This window comes from Burkholderia sp. JKS000303, from assembly GCF_002563755.1.
Taxonomy (GTDB): domain Bacteria; phylum Pseudomonadota; class Gammaproteobacteria; order Burkholderiales; family Burkholderiaceae; genus Burkholderia; species Burkholderia anthina_B.
Genome location: NZ_PDBZ01000001.1, coordinates 2,648,848 through 2,664,968 on the forward strand (window position 1 = coordinate 2,648,848; position 16,121 = coordinate 2,664,968).

General features: G+C 65.0%; 11 protein-coding genes. 7 read left to right on the top strand and 4 right to left on the bottom strand.

Going from position 1 to position 16,121, the window contains the following annotated elements; translation table 11 throughout:
- Nucleotides 1-7: 7 nt before the first annotated feature.
- A complete protein-coding gene (locus BX604_RS39520; protein WP_257146297.1) occupies nucleotides 8-1,270 on the top strand; it encodes a hypothetical protein in 1,263 nt (420 codons plus the stop codon).
- Between the two features lie 103 nt (nucleotides 1,271-1,373).
- Here BX604_RS39520 and BX604_RS12815 read toward each other — a convergent pair whose 3' ends face one another.
- Both BX604_RS12815 and BX604_RS12820 read right to left on the bottom strand, forming a co-directional pair.
- The gene (locus BX604_RS12815; RefSeq protein ID WP_098551112.1) at nucleotides 1,374-3,572 is read right to left on the bottom strand and encodes a penicillin-binding protein 1A; all 2,199 of its coding nucleotides are present in this window, start codon (nucleotides 3,570-3,572) and stop codon (nucleotides 1,374-1,376) included.
- A 461-nt stretch (nucleotides 3,573-4,033) separates the two neighbouring features.
- Nucleotides 4,034-6,313 (bottom strand): TonB-dependent receptor, encoded by a 2,280-nt coding sequence (locus BX604_RS12820; protein ID WP_098551113.1) that lies wholly within the window; start codon nucleotides 6,311-6,313, stop codon nucleotides 4,034-4,036.
- 374 nt (nucleotides 6,314-6,687) lie between these two features.
- On the opposite strand from BX604_RS12820, the gene BX604_RS12825 reads away from it, so the two are divergent.
- From BX604_RS12825 to BX604_RS12845, 5 genes are all read left to right on the top strand, one after another.
- A complete protein-coding gene (locus BX604_RS12825; protein ID WP_244108990.1) occupies nucleotides 6,688-7,332 on the top strand; it encodes a response regulator in 645 nt (214 codons plus the stop codon).
- A 135-nt stretch (nucleotides 7,333-7,467) separates the two neighbouring features.
- The gene (locus tag BX604_RS12830) at nucleotides 7,468-8,574 is read left to right on the top strand and encodes a porin (RefSeq protein WP_098551115.1); all 1,107 of its coding nucleotides are present in this window, start codon (nucleotides 7,468-7,470) and stop codon (nucleotides 8,572-8,574) included.
- A gap of 8 nt (nucleotides 8,575-8,582) precedes the next feature.
- Nucleotides 8,583-9,674, top strand: coding sequence for a porin (locus BX604_RS12835; RefSeq protein WP_257146298.1), 1,092 nt, complete (start codon nucleotides 8,583-8,585; stop codon nucleotides 9,672-9,674).
- A gap of 75 nt (nucleotides 9,675-9,749) precedes the next feature.
- A complete protein-coding gene (locus BX604_RS12840) occupies nucleotides 9,750-11,330 on the top strand; it encodes an outer membrane protein assembly factor BamB family protein (protein WP_098551117.1) in 1,581 nt (526 codons plus the stop codon).
- A gap of 827 nt (nucleotides 11,331-12,157) precedes the next feature.
- Entirely contained in the window at nucleotides 12,158-13,081 is a 924-nt protein-coding gene (locus tag BX604_RS12845; protein ID WP_098552850.1) for a LysR family transcriptional regulator, read from the top strand.
- 88 nt (nucleotides 13,082-13,169) lie between these two features.
- Here BX604_RS12845 and pdxR read toward each other — a convergent pair whose 3' ends face one another.
- Nucleotides 13,170-14,681 (bottom strand): MocR-like pyridoxine biosynthesis transcription factor PdxR, encoded by a 1,512-nt coding sequence (gene pdxR, locus BX604_RS12850; protein WP_098551118.1) that lies wholly within the window; start codon nucleotides 14,679-14,681, stop codon nucleotides 13,170-13,172.
- Between the two features lie 127 nt (nucleotides 14,682-14,808).
- On the opposite strand from pdxR, the gene BX604_RS12855 reads away from it, so the two are divergent.
- Complete coding sequence (locus BX604_RS12855) at nucleotides 14,809-15,447, top strand: FMN-binding negative transcriptional regulator (protein ID WP_098551119.1); 639 nt, start codon at nucleotides 14,809-14,811, stop codon at nucleotides 15,445-15,447.
- A 64-nt stretch (nucleotides 15,448-15,511) separates the two neighbouring features.
- On the opposite strand, the gene BX604_RS12860 is transcribed toward BX604_RS12855, so the two are convergent.
- A complete protein-coding gene (locus BX604_RS12860; protein WP_098551120.1) occupies nucleotides 15,512-16,093 on the bottom strand; it encodes a thioredoxin family protein in 582 nt (193 codons plus the stop codon).
- Nucleotides 16,094-16,121: the final 28 nt, after the last annotated feature.

The following is a 16,121-nucleotide window of genomic DNA, read 5'->3' on the forward strand; positions in this document are numbered from 1 at the left end:
CCCTGCCGTGCGGATTCCCGTTTTCTGTCTGATGATGTTCGTGTCGCTGTCCGCGCGGGCCGCCAGTGGCTGCGACGGCTTGCTCGGCGATTACGCGCCGGCCGCCGGCAAGCCCGCGACCATGCGGGTCGAGAAGGTGGGCGGCGAGATCGTGCTGCGCATGCGGGACGCCGGCCGATGGAGCGTCGAAACCGCCCCGACCCACGTTGCGGAACTCGATATGGACGGCCCGCAGAAGCCGCCTGCCGACGCGTGCATACTCGACGTGCCGGGCGGCGAACTGATCAGGATGCCGATCGGCTCGCCGTATCAGGTCACGTCGATCACGGGCAGCAACTTCACGACGAAACATTCGACCACGGGCGTCCTGTTGCGGATCGAGCAGGGCTTCCAGGTCGACGGCATCGAGCTGTATCCGGTCGCGCACAGCGGCGATTCGCCGCCGCCGCCGGCGAAGGCGGTGTCGGGTCGCGAGATCGCCAGCACGGGGCCGTGCCCCGGCTACCATGCGCCCGACATGAGCCAGGCGGACTTCGACGGGCTGTCGGATCGCGTGCGCAAATACTTCGCCGGTCTCGACCCGGTGCAGCAGCGCGAATTCCTGTGCGGGCAGACGCTCGACCAGATCGTCGGCGACGGCGTGTCGTCGAACGACGCGAAGACGGTCGATTCGATGTGGCGCTGGCTCGACGTGATGCTGCGCGCGCACCAGGTGCCGCGCGACGAGCATGGCAGCGACGATCGCTGGCGCGTGGCCGGCCAGTTGCTGCGCCAGAACCGCTCGAACGCCGATGCCAAGGCGTCGCCGGACCACGCCCGCCGGCAGGCGCTCGTGCTCGACCTGCTGGTGCCGAACCTGCCGCCGCCCGATACGCTGCGCGACGGGCGCGAGGAGCAGGCGAGCGATCTCGCCTCCGAACTCGTGAAACTGCCGGAAGCCGATGCGCTCGCCGCGCTCGGCAAGCTGCACGCGAGCGGTGCGCTGAGCTGGCAGATTCACGACAACAATCCGTACCACCTCGCCGACTCGGCGTTGTCCGACGCGCTGGATCCGCCGGTGTCGGAGGCGGTGTTCGCGTTGCTCGTGAAGGATACGAACCCGGTGGTGCTGCAGAGCGATACGCTGCTGCGCGGCGAGGTGATCGAGCATCACGTCGAGGGCGTGCGACGGCTGTTGGGTGTCGGCGTGAAGCCGACCGCGAAGGTGCTGGCCGATGCGGGTGACGATCCGGAGATGCTGCGGCTGCTGAAGGCGGCGGCCGCGCGCTGACGCGATGCGAGGGCATGCCCGTCTGGTTGTACGCCGACGGGCACGTGACGACGACCCGTCAATGAATCGCAAGGCCGGCATGATTCGCCGGCCGACTTCACGATCAGCGGAAAATCCTTAACCAGTCGAACAACCCGACGTGCGGCCGCCGTTTCGGCGCGGGGGCCGGTGCGCTGCGCGGTCGGAAGTCGGGCGAGAACTGCACATGCGGGTCGATCGCGCGCGCTCGCAGCGCCGTCTCGTAGAACGAGCCGACGATCGGCAACGCGCTGTGCGCGCCCGCACCCCAGTAGTCGCTGCGCAGCGTCACGCTGCCGTCGTCGAAGCCCACCCACGCGCCGGCCACCAGTTGCGGATGCATCAGGATGAACCAGCCGTCCGTGTTGTCCTGGGTCGTGCCGGTCTTGCCCGCGACGTCGACGCGAATCCCGTAGCGCGAGCGGATGTCGGCGCCGGTCCCGTAATCGACGACGCCGCGCATCACGTCCACCAGCGTCTGGGCCGTGGCCACCGGCAGCGCGCGTTCGGGCGGCGCGCTGCCGAACGCGGCGAGCACCTTGCCGTTGCGATCCTCGATGCGCGTGATCATCTGCGGCGCGACGTACACGCCGCGGTTCGCGATGGTCCCGTACGCGGACACCATCTCCTTCAGCGTGACGGGGCGCGTCCCGAGCGCGAGCGACGGCACCGCGTCGAGCGGGCTGTCGCGCACGCCCATCGCGCGCGCGAGCTGCGCGACGCGGGCCGCGCCTTCGCGCTGCATCACCTGCGCGGTGATACGGTTGCGCGACAGGGCCAGCGCGTCGCGCAGCGTCATCGGCGCGTCGGTCGGCGGCTCGGCATCGGTCGGACGCCACACCGTATGCGCGTCGACCGGGATCGCGACGGGGCGATCGACGAACGTATCGCCGGGCCGCATCCCGTCCGCGAACGCGGCACCATAGACGAACGGCTTGAACGTCGAGCCCGGCTGGCGCCGCGACTGCACGACGTGGTCGAACGGCTCGCTGCCGAAATCGGGGCTGCCCACCCATGCGCGGATCGCGCCGTTGCGCGGGTCGATCGCGACGAAGCCGGCCTGCACCTGCGTCTTGCGCTCGCACAGTGCGCGCATGAACGCGCGATTCGCGCCGAGCTGCTTGAGCGCCGCCGCGTCGGTGAGCCCCGCGTCGTGCGCCGCGCGATAGTCGGGCGTCTGCCGGATGAAGCCGCGGAACAGGTCGTTGCGCAGCCCGCAGCCGGACGGGCCACGCCACGCGCTGTCGGCGATCGCCTGCAGCCGTTCGGTCTGCCGGGTCAGCGCTTGCGTCGCCATCTCCTGCAACTGCGCGTCGAGCGTCGTGCGCACGACGAGGCCGTCCGAGTAGAGATCGTAGTTGTTGCGGTCGGCCCAGGCGATCAGCCACTTGCGCAGTTGCACCGCGAAGTGCGGCGCGGGGCCGGGCTGAGCGGTCTGCGGTTCGAAGTCGACGCGCAGCGGGCGGCGCTGCAATTGCGCGAGCTGCTGCGGCGACAGCATCCCCATCGCGGCCATCCGGCCGAGCACGATGTTGCGGCGCTGGACCGCGCGCTCCGGATTCAGCACCGGGTTGTAGTAGCTGTTGCCCTTCAGCATCCCGACGAGCGTCGCGCTCTCGACGATGTCGAGCTGGTCGGCCGATTTGCCGAAATAGGTGCGCGCGGCCATTTCGACGCCGTACGCGTTGTACAGGAACGGCACGGTGTTCAGGTAGGTCTCGAGGATCTCGTCCTTGCTGTACACCGTCTCGATCTTGAACGCGGTGATCAGCTCCTTCACCTTGCGCGTGAGCGTCGGCGCGCGGCCGACTTCGTCCGGATACAGGTTGCGCGCGAGTTGCTGCGTGATCGTCGAGCCGCCCTGGCGGCTGCCGGAGAACGTATGGAGCCCGGCCGCGAGCGTGCGGCGCCAGTCGATGCCGTGATGCGCGTAGAAGCGGTGGTCCTCGGTCGCGATCAGCGCGTCGACCATGTGCGGCGAGATCTGCTTGAGCGGCACCCATTCGCGGTTGACGGGCCGAAACTCGGCGATCAACTGGCCATCGGCCGACAGCACGCGCGCGGGGCGGTCGATGCGCGCCTTGCGGATGTCGCCGATGCTCGGCGTGAACGGCACGAACGCGAGCAGGACCAGCAGGCCGAGCACCGGTATCGCGGCGAGCGTCAGCGCGACGCCGCGGCGGGTCGGGTGGCGCAGGCGATGCCACGCGCCCGCACCCAGCGCGCGGGTGCCGTCACGGCAGCGAAGCCACAGGTTGCGAAGAAACGGCACGAAGCGATTCACGATGGCAGGAGCGCGGTCGGAAAAGGCGCGATCCTAGCAAACCGGGCAGCGTCGCCGGTGGCCAAAAGGCCCGTTTTCTTGCAGGATTTACAGACGATTACGTTTGTTGCCCGCGGACAACCTTTGCCCGTGCGCACGGCCGCGATTCCGCCGACGAATCGCGGGCTGCCAGTCCCGTAGTCGCTGCCAGCGCGTCACGCCTGCCGGGCGCATGCGGGAAGCCGGCGGTCGACATCCGGGCGCTGGTCGCGAGGCTCGTGCGTCTGTCGGTCGCCGCGCATCGGGCGGGCCCCCGCCGACAGGCGATCGACTTGAGTCCAGGTGTTCTCGTTGCCGGTCGGTCAGGGCGCATGTGCAGCCGATGCGGTGATCGGGATCCGGCAGCGTATTGTGCTCGTTGTGCGTGTTCAGCGGGCCAGGCCTCGTGCTCCCGTGTCGCGCAAGCGGGCCGTCACACGCTGTCACTTCCACGCATAGCGCAGTCCCACCCAGGCGCCGCGCGGCGCGCCTACGCCAACGAACTGCTCGCTCACGGGATGCGCGGGGTCATAGGTGTGGTCCGGACCGTTGAAGTAATTCTCACCGAGAATGCCGAAGCTCGTGTATTGCTTGTTGAGCAGGTTCGTCACGGTCGCGAATAACTGCAGTTGCTTCGTGACGTGCCACGTCGCGTCGAGATCGATGAGGAAATAGCCCGCGATCTTGCCGTTCTTATCCTGGTTGTTCTCGTCGCCGCGCGCGAAGATGCTGCCGCGCCACGTGAGGTTTGCGCCCAGATCGACCGGCGAGACGGGCGTGTAGTCGAGCCGCAGCTTCACGGTGTTGGCCGGAATGCCGGGAATGCGGTCGCCTGGCCGTACGACGATGTTGCCGTTCGTGTCAGCACTCGAATTATTCGAACTGCTTTCGATGAAGGCCGATTCATAGGTCGCATCTACGTAGCTATAGTTTGCGCCGATGCCAACCGGTCCGAGCTTCGTGTGCGCACCCATTTCGAAGCCTTGGCGACGCGTCTTGCCGACGTTCTGGAAATACCCTTGACTGCTCGCGCCGCTGCTGACGAACTGTATGTCGTCGGCGAGCGTCGTGCGCCAGACCGCGGCGTTCCAGGTCGTCGCCGAACCGACGCGCCCGCGCGCGCCGATTTCAACGGTCCTGGCTATCACGGGCCGGAGGTTCGGATCGGAGACGAAGTCGTTCGGCAGCGAGCAGGGTGCGTTCGGGTCCGCACAGGCGAGCTCGATCACGGTGGGCGAGCGCATGCCCTCGTTATAGCTCGCATAGACGGTCAGCGTCGACGTGGGGTTCCAGTTCACGCCGAAGGCCGGATTGAAGCGCGAGAACGTGTGGCGGCCGTCCAGTGCAGGCTGCTGGCCGCTTTCGTCGCCGATGTCGGCGCGAGCCCAGTCATAGCGTCCGGAGAAGGTGGCCGAGAGCTGCTGCGTGAGTGAGAGCGTGTCGTTGAAATAGAGCCCGTAGTTCGCGCCATGCGTGTCTGCATGGGTCTGAAGCTGGTAGTCACCGACGCCTGCGGCCGCGCGCGTCGCCGTGAAGTAGGCGTCCTGTTCGGACGCCAGATACGTCGAATTCGCGAGATCGGCGTTCGCGCCGAGCACGAACTGATTCTTCATGTCGAGCAACTTGCCAAGCAGCGTCAACTGCAGGCTTGCGCCGTAGCTATCGGTCGTGATGTCCGAACGCGCGTTGACGCCTTCGGTCGAGACCGGATCGCCCGGCTGGAAATTATTGTTGTTGCTGCTGATATTCGTGTTGTCGTAGTGGCGGTAATAAGCGGTTCCGCTCAACGCGACGTCGTCATTGAAATAGTGATCGCCCGACAGCGTGACCCACGCAGCCCTGTTCCTGTTCTGGTCCGGGTAGGTATAGGCCTGACGCGGGTTGTCGAGAAACGAGCGCGGGATCGTCTGCGAGCCCTGCAGGTCGTTGTCCGCGCCGCCCGCCGAGACGGAAAGCGTCGTGTCCGAGTCGCGATAGCGCAGCTTGCCGAAGCCCTGGCGCACCCTGCTCGAGTTGTGGTCGGCCCAACCATTGTCGTTCGCGATGTTGCCGGTCACGTAGTAGTCGAGGTGCGGGCCGATCGTGCCGCCTTGTTCGATCTGTACGGTCTTGCGGCCCCAGGACCCGCCGCTTATCTCGACGTCGCCGCCGGGATGCGCACGACCGTTCTTCGTCGAAATCGCGAGGGCACCGCCGAGCGTGTTCAAGCCATAGGTGGGGTTCGAGCCAGGGATCAGTTGGATCGTGTCGATGGCGGCCGGTGGGATGAGGTCCCAATTGATCACGTCGCCGAACGGCTCGTTCACGCGCACGCCGTCGAGGAACACGGAAAGGCCTTGTGGCGTACCGAGCAGCGGCGACGCCGTCGAACCACGATAGTTCACGTCGATCTGCCACGGGTTGCCCTGTGCTTCGTTGATATCGACGCTCTGCAGGTTTTTCTCGAAGTAGTCGGTGAGCGACGCACGATGCTGCCGCCCAATTTCGCTCGCGCGGATGGTCTGTACGTTTGCCGGAACCTGCGTGAGCGGCGTGCCGATACCGAGCAGCGGTGTCGTGCCGACGACGATGATCGGCGCCAGTTGCGTGGCGGCGTCGACCGTGGGCGCGGCTTGCGCCCGGACGTCGGGCGGCGCGCCTGCCAGTACCGTGCCGCAGCAGAGCGCGAGGCCGACACGGCGCCTGGAGAGCGGCCAGGCCGGGCGGGTTTCGGATGGGTACATGGTTCTTCTCTTGTCGTACATTCGCAGGGCGCGGCGACAGCCGGCCGCCCGATCGACGAGAGCATTGCACAGGCACCGCGGGCTGCGCGCGGGAAGATTTCCCGAAGTGCGTCCGACACCTGCCCGGAAAGGAAAAATCAGATCGTCAGGTTCGCACGCAATGAGCGGACCTCATCGCGAATCATTACGGTTCCCTTTATTTTTCTGGAAAATGACATGAATATGAAAGGGGAAATGGAATGGATGCATTTCCATAATCTGCATTTTCGGCCGCGGAAAAACGGGGCAACATTGAAGTGATTAGTGATGCGTGCAGACGAAGCGCTAACACGTCGGACATTTCGATACACAAGGCCTGCCACGTGCCCCCATGCATTTCTATTTTGCTCGTCGATGACCATGCGGTTGTGCGTGAAGGCTACAAGAGACTGATCGCGTTCGAATCGGACCTTTGCGTATGCGGTGAAGCGAGGACTGCAGCGGAGGCCTATTACGCCTTCTGTTCGCTGCGGCCCGATGTGGTCGTGATCGATGTGTCGTTGCCGGGCCCGAGTGGCATCGAGGCCATCCGTCGCATGCTTGCGCGTGAGCGCGCAGCGCACATTCTGATATTCAGCGTTCGTGAGGAAACGATTTTCGTGCGCCGCGCGCTCACCGCGGGGGCGCTCGGTTATGTGACCAAGGCCAGTGCACCCGACGTGCTTGTCGATGCGGTTCGCACCGTGGCGCGCGGCCAGCGATTCCTGAGTCCCGACATCGCACAGGCGCTGCACGAGAGTGATGCCTTTCAGGAAGGACAACTTGACAGCGCACTCTCGGCACGCGAGTTCGAGGTGTTGGGATTGCTCATTCAGGGTTATACGTTGCTCACGATCGCCGAGAAACTCGGTATCAGTCGGAAGACCGTGGCCAACCATCAATCGACGCTCCGCCAGAAGTTCGGCGTGGACAACAGCGTACAACTTGCCCGCATGGCAAACCGGTTCGGTCTGTCGTTGCAATCGGTGCCAGGCAGTTAATTTCAGATCGAATTCTTCAGTGGAAGCATGCCATTAATTATTGGCAATACATAATAAATTGAAATGCGATCAATCGCCGACGATAACGATATAAACAGTTGATGAATGCCGGGGCGGCTTTCATCGGAGAGAACGATGAGAAAGAGAATCTCGGTTGCTTTGTTGTTGGGGGGAGTCATGCCGGGCGCGTGGGCGCAAACGAGCGTGACGCTGTATGGCCGCGTCGATGCGGGGCTCGAGTATCTGAATCACGTCATGACGGCGCCGGGTCGAACCGGCACTCGCTTCAGCGCAGAGGGAGGCGACTGGGGCACGAGCATGCTGGGGCTACGCGGTAGCGAGGATCTGGGCGGCGGATTGTCCACGGTGTTCAATCTCGAAACCGCGCCGCAAGTGATGAACGGCACAACGGGAGGCGGGCGGCTCTTTTCGAGGCGCGCCTACGTCGGACTGAAAGACGATACGTGGGGGCAACTCCAGGCCGGCCGCAACCTGTTCATCGATAGCGATGGCGTGTGGGCGTTCGACCCGTTCGTGCAGCAGGCGGTGTCGTCGGCATCCCTCGTGCGCGGGCGCAACTGGCAGCAGACCAGTAATAACGTGGAATACCACAGCCCGGTTTTCCACGGCTTCGACGTGCAGGCGCAATACGCGTTCGGTAACCAGGCGAGCGGCTTCAACAACGGCGCGTCGGGCGAGTTCGGACGCTCGGACGGCGTGGTTCTGACGTACCGCTCGCCGTATTTCGACGTACGCGGCATGTACGACGAACTGCGCGATTCGACCGGCAAGTTCACCAATGTCTTCACGAGCTCCCGTGAATATTTCGTCGGCGGAAACGTGCGAATCCAGAAGTTCACGATTCAGACAGCCTGGACGCACTATTCGGCGCCGGACACGCCGGCCGGCCTCGCGGACAACGCGGATCACTTCTGGCTCGGTGCGACGTGGCAGGCGAATTCACGCTGGTCGGTGACGGGCGCGGGCTACTACGTTCGCGTGCGCAGCGGCAACGGCGATGCGACGCACGACCCTGCCGGCCATGCGACGCTGTACGCGCTCGGCACGACCTACAACCTGAGCAAGCGCACCTTCCTTTACGGCACGGTGGGTTATGTACGTAACGGGAGTCACTCGGATTTCTCGGTATTCGCAACGCCGTTGGGCACGACGCCGACCACCAATCCGCTCGACGGCGAATCGCAGGTCACGACGTATGTCGGCATGATGCACACGTTCTGAAACGATAGATGAAGACGGTATCAATGATCGGCGTCAAGCGGGTCCGACAGCGGCGCAGCGGCGCTCGTTCGGTTTTTCGACGACAGGTGCGGGCGTGCGGTGCGCTAGGCGTCCTGCTCGTTGCTCCGTCCCTCGCGTGGGCGCAGGCATCCGTGACCTTGTACGGTGTCGTCGACACGAGTCTCGAGATCACGAACCCCGGGGCGGGATGGGTGGCGCGGATGGACTCGGGTGCGTATCGCGGTTCGCGGATCGGCTTGCGCGGCAGCGAGCCGATCGGTGGCGGGACGAACATTCTGTTCGTGCTCGAGAACGGATTCGGCGCGACCAATGGCACGCTGGATACGGCGGGAACGCTGTTCAACCGCCAGGCCTGGATCGGTGCGGGCGGCCCCTGGGGGGAAATGCGCATCGGACGGCAATATTCGCCGATCTATATCCCCTTCAAAGGCGAGATCGATGCATTTGGCGCGGGAACCATCGCGTCCGGGCTGAACAACTTTTCCAAGATCACGCCCTACGCGAGTAATGCGATCACCTACCTGTCACCGAAAATCGCGGGCTTCGACGCAGCCGTGATGATGTCACTGCGTGCGGCGAGCGACAACGACGGCAACGGCCTCGCGGGCAACTTCGAAACAGTGTCGTACCAGTACGGGCCGGTACGGCTCTCCTACGGGCATCAGCAAACGCACGGCAGCGGTGCATTGCGAGCGAATCTCGCCGGCGCGTCGTATCGCATCGACAAAGCCACCTTGTTTGCGGACTGGTTCAATGCGTCGGGCGGCGGTGCACCGGGTTACCACAATGACGGTTTTGCGGTATCGCTGCGCTACGCGTTTGAACCGAATCTCGATGCTTCGCTCGGCTATGCATACGTGCGCGACCGTTCCGGAGCGGACAACAACGCGGACCAGTTCAGTGCGATGTGCAATTACAGGCTATCAAAGACGTTGCAGTTCTACGCGAGTGCAGGCTGGTTGCGTAATCGTAACAACGCGACCTTCACGCTGCGTGGCGTCAACGTAACCGGGCTCCCGCCATCGTGGCCCGGCTCGCTGGTGCGCGGCGTACAGATCGGCATGATTGATCGTTTTTGAATGCGCTGACTCGCCAAAGTGAGCGCAGTGGCAACGCTGTGATTTTCTATCACTGTTTATATGGAGAACTGAAAAATGAAACGATTTTTCAACAGGCAAGCCGCAGATCGGCGCACTCCGCCGCTATCCTGGCGCACCCCGGCTATCGCGACGGCCGTCTCTCTCGTGAGCAGCCTCGTCGCTGCGGCGCCTGCTGCCGCGCAAAGCGCCGGAGACTGGCCGATGGCCGGGCAGAATCTGCACAATACCCGCAGCGCCGCGGGCGAACGCGCGATAGACCTGAAAAACGTGGCCAAACTGGCGCCTCGCTGGTCGATCGATACGGACGGTAACGTGTCCGCTACGCCGACGGTCGTCGCCGGCGTCGTCTATGTTCCCGACTTCGGTGGCTCGCTATGGGCGGTCGATGCCGCGACCGGACAGGTCAAGTGGCACAAGAAGGTCAGTGACTACAGCGGGATTCCGAACGATGCGTCACGTACCAGCCCTGCGTACTGGAAAGGCACGTTGGTGATCGGCCAGGGCACGCAGATCGCCAACAATCCGAGCGGCGCCTACATGCTGGGCATCAAGGCCGAAGACGGCGCGCCGCTGTGGCGCACGCAGGTCGACACGGACAAGTCCGCGATCATTACGAGTTCGCCGGTTATCGACAACGGGATCGTTTACGTCGGCGTATCGTCTCGCGCCGAGGCGTTGAAGGAGACGCCCCAGTATCGCGGCAGCGTCGTGGCGCTCGACGCGACGAGCGGCAAGCTGTTGTGGAAGACGTACATGGTTCCGGAGGGCTACACCGGCGGTTCGGTCTGGGGCAACACGCCGGTCGTCGATCATGAAACCGGCTTGCTGTACGTGACCACGGGCAACAACTTTACCGTTCCGGAAGGTGTTTGCCGGTATCCGGGGCAAGAGAAGTGCAAGGCGGCCGTAGCGGGCAACCATATCGACAGTTTCGTTGCATTGAACCTGAAGACGGGCAAGATTGATTGGGCCACCCGGACGCTGGCAGCCGACATGTCGACGAACTACGACCACGACGATGGCCCGGACTACGATTTCGGTTCGGGGCCGAACCTGTACACGACGACCATCGGCGGGCACAAGCGCACGTTGCTTGGTGCCGGCCAGAAGAGCGGCGTCTACTGGGCGCTCGATCCGAAGACGGGCAAGGTCGTCTGGCATACCCAGGTCGGCCCCGGCAGCCTGCTCGGCGGCATGCTGTGGGGAACGGCCGCCGACGGCAAACGCATCTACGTATCGATCGGCAACCTGAATCACGAGTCGGTCGAAGTCAATTCACCTGCGGGGATGAAGACGACCAAGGGCGGCATCTGGGCCGCAGTCGACGCTGCAACCGGGAAGGTGCTCTGGCGCACAGCGGATCCGCAACAGATGATGGACACCGTTGCGATGTCCGAGGCTAACGGCGTGGTGTATGCAGGTTCGCTGGCGGGCAGTGGCGCCAACATGTATGCACTCGATGCGTCGACCGGCGAAATCAAATGGAGCTTCGAGAGCGGCGGCGCCGTCGTGTCCGGGGCCGCGATCGTCGACGGTACGGTCTACTGGGGATCCGGCTATCACACCAAGATTCTCGGGCTGCCCTATGCCGGCGACAACCACAAGCTTTACGCGTTTTCGATAGCGAAACAGTAAGCCGCCGTTTCCGGGGGAGCGCGGGTCCACCCGCACGAGTCGATATCCGCGCTCGGATACGCGCGTGGCATCGACAGTGCGGGTGGCGGACGCCTGTGCACCGATAGCATGGAGCCGGCAAGAAGCGACAGGTTCATGATGCAGGGCTCGTTGATAGTCGACCGATGACTGGCACGGCCCGGTCGATGCCCCGGAAACGTGGCGAGCGTTTGCACGAGCAAGAGGGAATCCGTCGGGCATGAACTGCAAGCGCTATTTCGAATCGGTTTGATTCCGTTTCTTCGGTGTTATTTCGACACGAATACGTGTCAAATGTGTCGGCGCGGCAACCGTGATGCCAGCGCAATGCGCATCGGGCTTCCATCGTTCGCACGATCGAGGCCGGTCTCCAATTTTCCGATTCAAAGGACTGCACTCTTCATGAGCAATCGGAAACACGAAGTACTCACTCCGAAGAATAGTCAGCCGATCTTCGTCAATCCGCACCCGCAGTCGACGCTCGCGGTTGTGCCTGTGAAATAAGCGCCGGGTATCGGGCGTGGTCGTGTTGATCTCGCCAATTGCCGACGCTGTCCCCACACGTCGGTGATCGAGTGCGAACGGTCGAGCGTAGTGACGTGTCCGTTGAAAAGAATGAGATCGAGCGTGAAACAAGTTGCGCTCGCAAGCATTTCATCACGTGACGAGTATTCGAAAAACGACTCGATGAGCGTGATCGCCTGCGCGTCATATCAGCATGACGAGCGGGCCCGCAAGTGCAGCCGACGACTGCGTCTGGATCGTGCCGGCCAGCGCGCAGGCACACAACCATCGATTCCATTTCCATGATGCAACACCTTCCTGATCTCGACGCCTGGGCCATCTTCGCGCGCGTCGCAGAAACCGGCTCGTTCGCAAAAGCCGCCGAGCTGATCGGCACGTCGCAGTCGACCGTATCGAAGGCCATCGCACGCCTCGAGAACCGGCTCGGCACCATGCTGCTGTACCGGACGTCGCGCAGACTGTCGCTGACCCCGACGGGCGAACTGCTGCGCGATCGTGCGATCCGGCTGCTCGCGGATGCGGAACTCATCGAGAACGAGGCATCCGCTCAGGCGCTGGAGCCGCGCGGCCTCGTGCGCGTGAATGCGCCGATGTCGTTCAGTCTCCGGTATCTCGCACCGGTGCTTCCGGCGTTTCTTGAGCGCTACCCGAACGTCGACGTCGATCTCATGCTGAGCGACCATCTGATCGACGTCGTTCCGGGCGGCTTCGACATCGCGATCCGGATTGCAGAACTGAACGATTCGACGCTGCGCTTCCGCAGGCTCTGCGCGGTCCGCCGGCCGCTCGTCGCTTCGCCTGCCTACCTGGACCGGTACGGACGTCCGGCTCACCCGCGCGATCTCGAGCGACATGTCTGCTTCACCTACGCGAATCTGCCGACGTCTGGTTTCTGGCGGTTTCGGCACGCCACGTCGGGTGACAAATTCTCGGTATCGGTGAACGGACGCATCCGCACCAACAACGCCGACGTGATCCTGCCCGCACTGGTCGCCGGGTACGGCCTCGCGCTGCAGCCCGAATTCCTGGTTGTCGATGCGCTGCGGGATGGCGAACTCGTGGAAGTGATGCACGACTGGAAGATCGCCGACATCAACGTGAACCTTGTGACGCCGCCCGGCATGCTGCGTACCGCGCGCGTCGCGGTGCTGCTCGATTATCTCGCCGACCAGTTCACGACTGCCCCCTGGGAGCCGCTCGTGCGCTGAACATCTTGCTGCGTGCGTGCCGACGTTGCAGGCGCGCGGATGGACGAGGTGCGATCCCGGCAAGCGACACACGTGCGCCGACAACCTTTTACGGCTTGCGCGGCCGCGATTCCGCTGACGAAACCACTTCCGCGAGCCGCTGCGCGGCCGCCTCCATCCGCTCGCGATCGAACCCGCCGAAGCCGAGCACGAGGCCCGGCCGCGCGGTGCCCGGCGCGAACATCGGCGACACCGCGCGCACTGCGACGCCCGCTTGCGCGGCGCGGGCCACCACGTCGAGATCGTCGATCCCTTCGGCCAGCCACAGCACGACGTGCATCCCCTGGTCGCCCGGCTGCACCCACGCGCGTTCGCGCGGCAGCCGCGCGCCGAGCGTGTCCATCAGCAGCGCGCGTTGTTCCGCATAGACGCCGCGCACGCGACGAATGTGGCGGTCGAGATGCCCTTCGGCGATGAACGCGGCGAGCACGTGCTGATCGGCGGTCGGCGCATGGCGATCCATCAGCACGCGCGCGCCGCAGAACGCGGGCACGAGATCGTCGGGCGCGATCACGTAGCCGAGGCGCAGCGATGGAAACAGGATCTTGCTGAACGTGCCGAGATACACCACGCGCTCGGGATCGAGCCCCTGCAGCGACGGGAACGGATAGCCTTCGTAGCGCAACTCGCTGTCGTAATCGTCCTCGACCACCCACGCGCGATGCGTGCGCGCCCAGCCGAGCAGCGCGTTGCGGCGCGCCATGCTCATCGGCATCCCGAGCGGGTACTGGTGCGACGGCGTGACGAATGCGGCGCGCGCGTTCGGCGCGAGCCGGATGCCGGCTTCGACGTCGATGCCGTCGGCGTCGACCGGCACGCGGACCATCGCGTCGCGCCGCCCGGTGCTCTCGAGCAGCGCGGTGATGCCGCGATAGGCGGGATTCTCGACCCAGGCGCGGTCGTCCGCGCCGAGCAGGATCTGGCTCGCGAGGTGCAGGCCTTGTTGCGTGCCGCTCGTGATCACGACCTGATCGGCGCTGCAGCGTACCGAGCGCGAGCGGCGTACGTAGTCGGCGATCGCTTCGCGCAGCGGCAGCGCGCCTTGCGGATCGGCGTAGCCGGACGGCGCGCCCGCGCCGCGTGCGCGCAGGCGGTTGCCGAGCCGGCGCCAGATGTCGTCGGGTGCGGTGAGCCCGACCGGCACCGAGATCGCGAACGGCACGGCCGGCAGCGGACGGAATTCGCGGGCGATCCGCGCGAACGTCGCGGCCGGTTCGGGCAGGCCGGCGTGGGTGGCGCGTTCGGGACGTTTGCGGGCGGCGGGCGGCGGGTCGGTCGCCGGCGGCTCGGCCAGCGCATTCGCGACCTGCGTGCCGGCGCCGCCGCGCGACTCCAGGAAGCCTTCGGCGACGAGCTGCGCATACGCGTCGACGACGGTGCCGCGCGCGACCTGCAGCGCCGCCGCGAGCAGCCGCGTGGAAGGCAGCGTGTCGCCGGGCCGCACGTCGCCGCGGCGCACGGCGTCCCGCAACGCCTGCGCGAGCTGACGGCTCAGGTCGCCGGCCGCGCGGTCGAGCGCGCCGAGCGACGGGATTTCGACGATCCGGGCGGTTCTTGCCATGATTCTGGTCTGCTGAAATTGTTCTAAACCGGCTCTACAGCATAAACCAGTTAGCGATCACAATCAGGGCATGACGCGCCACCCGCTGGCCCGTTTCTTCCAACCTCTGTCCGACCGTGGAGCCGCCATGTATGTCCCCGCCGATTTCGCCGAATTACGTCCCGACGTGCTGCGCGAACTGATTGTCCAGCATCCATTCGGCAGCCTGATCACGCACGGGAAGAGCGGGCTCGACGCGAATCACCTCCCGTTCGAACTGCTGCCCGGCGACGGCGGTCTCGGCGAGCTGCATGCGCACGTTTCCCGCGCGAATCCGGTCTGGCAGGACGTCGCGAACGGCGACGAGGTGCTGGTGATCTTCCGCGCGGGCGACGCGTACATCTCGCCGACCTGGTATCCGAGCAAGCACGTCGCGCATCGGCAGGTGCCGACGTGGAACTACGTGGTCGTGCATGCTTACGGCCGCATCACGGTGCGCGACGACGAGAAGTTCGTGCGCGGCGTGGTCGCGCGGCTGACGCGCACGCACGAGGCGTCGCAGCCGGTGCCGTGGAAGATGGGCGATGCGCCGCAGGATTATCTCGACACGATGCTGCAGGCGATCGTCGGGCTGCAGATTGAAATCACGCGGTTCGTCGGCAAGCGCAAGCTCGGGCAGAACAAGTCGGTCGACGATATTCGCGGCGCGGGGGATGGGCTGATCGCCGAGGGCAACGTGGCGATCGGTGAAGCGATGCTCGCGGAGGCCGACGCGAAGCGCGAGTGAGCTGCGCGCAACACGTCGTCGATGTAAGTGAATTGCGCGGGGGCGCCGCCCCCGCCGCCCCGCGTTACTGCATGCGCGGCGTCCCGCCGGTTCCTCCTCCGGCCTGCGCCAGCGCGCCGCGAATCGCTGCCTCCGTCTTGTCATACCCGCCTTCGCCATAGCGCGTATAGACGACTTTCCCGTTCGCATCGATCAGGTACAGCGCGGGCCAGTACTGGTTCCCGTACGCACGCCACGTGTCGTAGCGGTTGTCCTGCGCGACCGGATACTGGATGTCGAAGCGCTTGAGCGCATCGGCGACGTTCTTCGGATCGCGTTCGAACGGATACTCGGGCGTATGCACGCCGACCACGACGAGCCCCTGGTCGCGATACTTCCGGTACCAGTCGTTCACGTACGGAATCGTATGAATACAGTTGATGCACGAGTACGTCCAGAAATCGACCAGCACGACCTTGCCGCGCAACTGGTCGAGCTTGAGCGGCGCGCTGTTGTGCCAGCGGTCGATGCCGGTGAAGTCGGGCGCCGGCGTGCCGGCCGGCGAGGTCGTCATTCCCGCGTCGTCGCGGGTGCCGGCGAACGCGGCGATTCCGGCCGTGGCGGCGAGGGCGATGACGAGGGCGGCAGTCTTGAGTCGGGGCAGCATGGCGGTTCTCCGATTCGGCCGGCCGCCG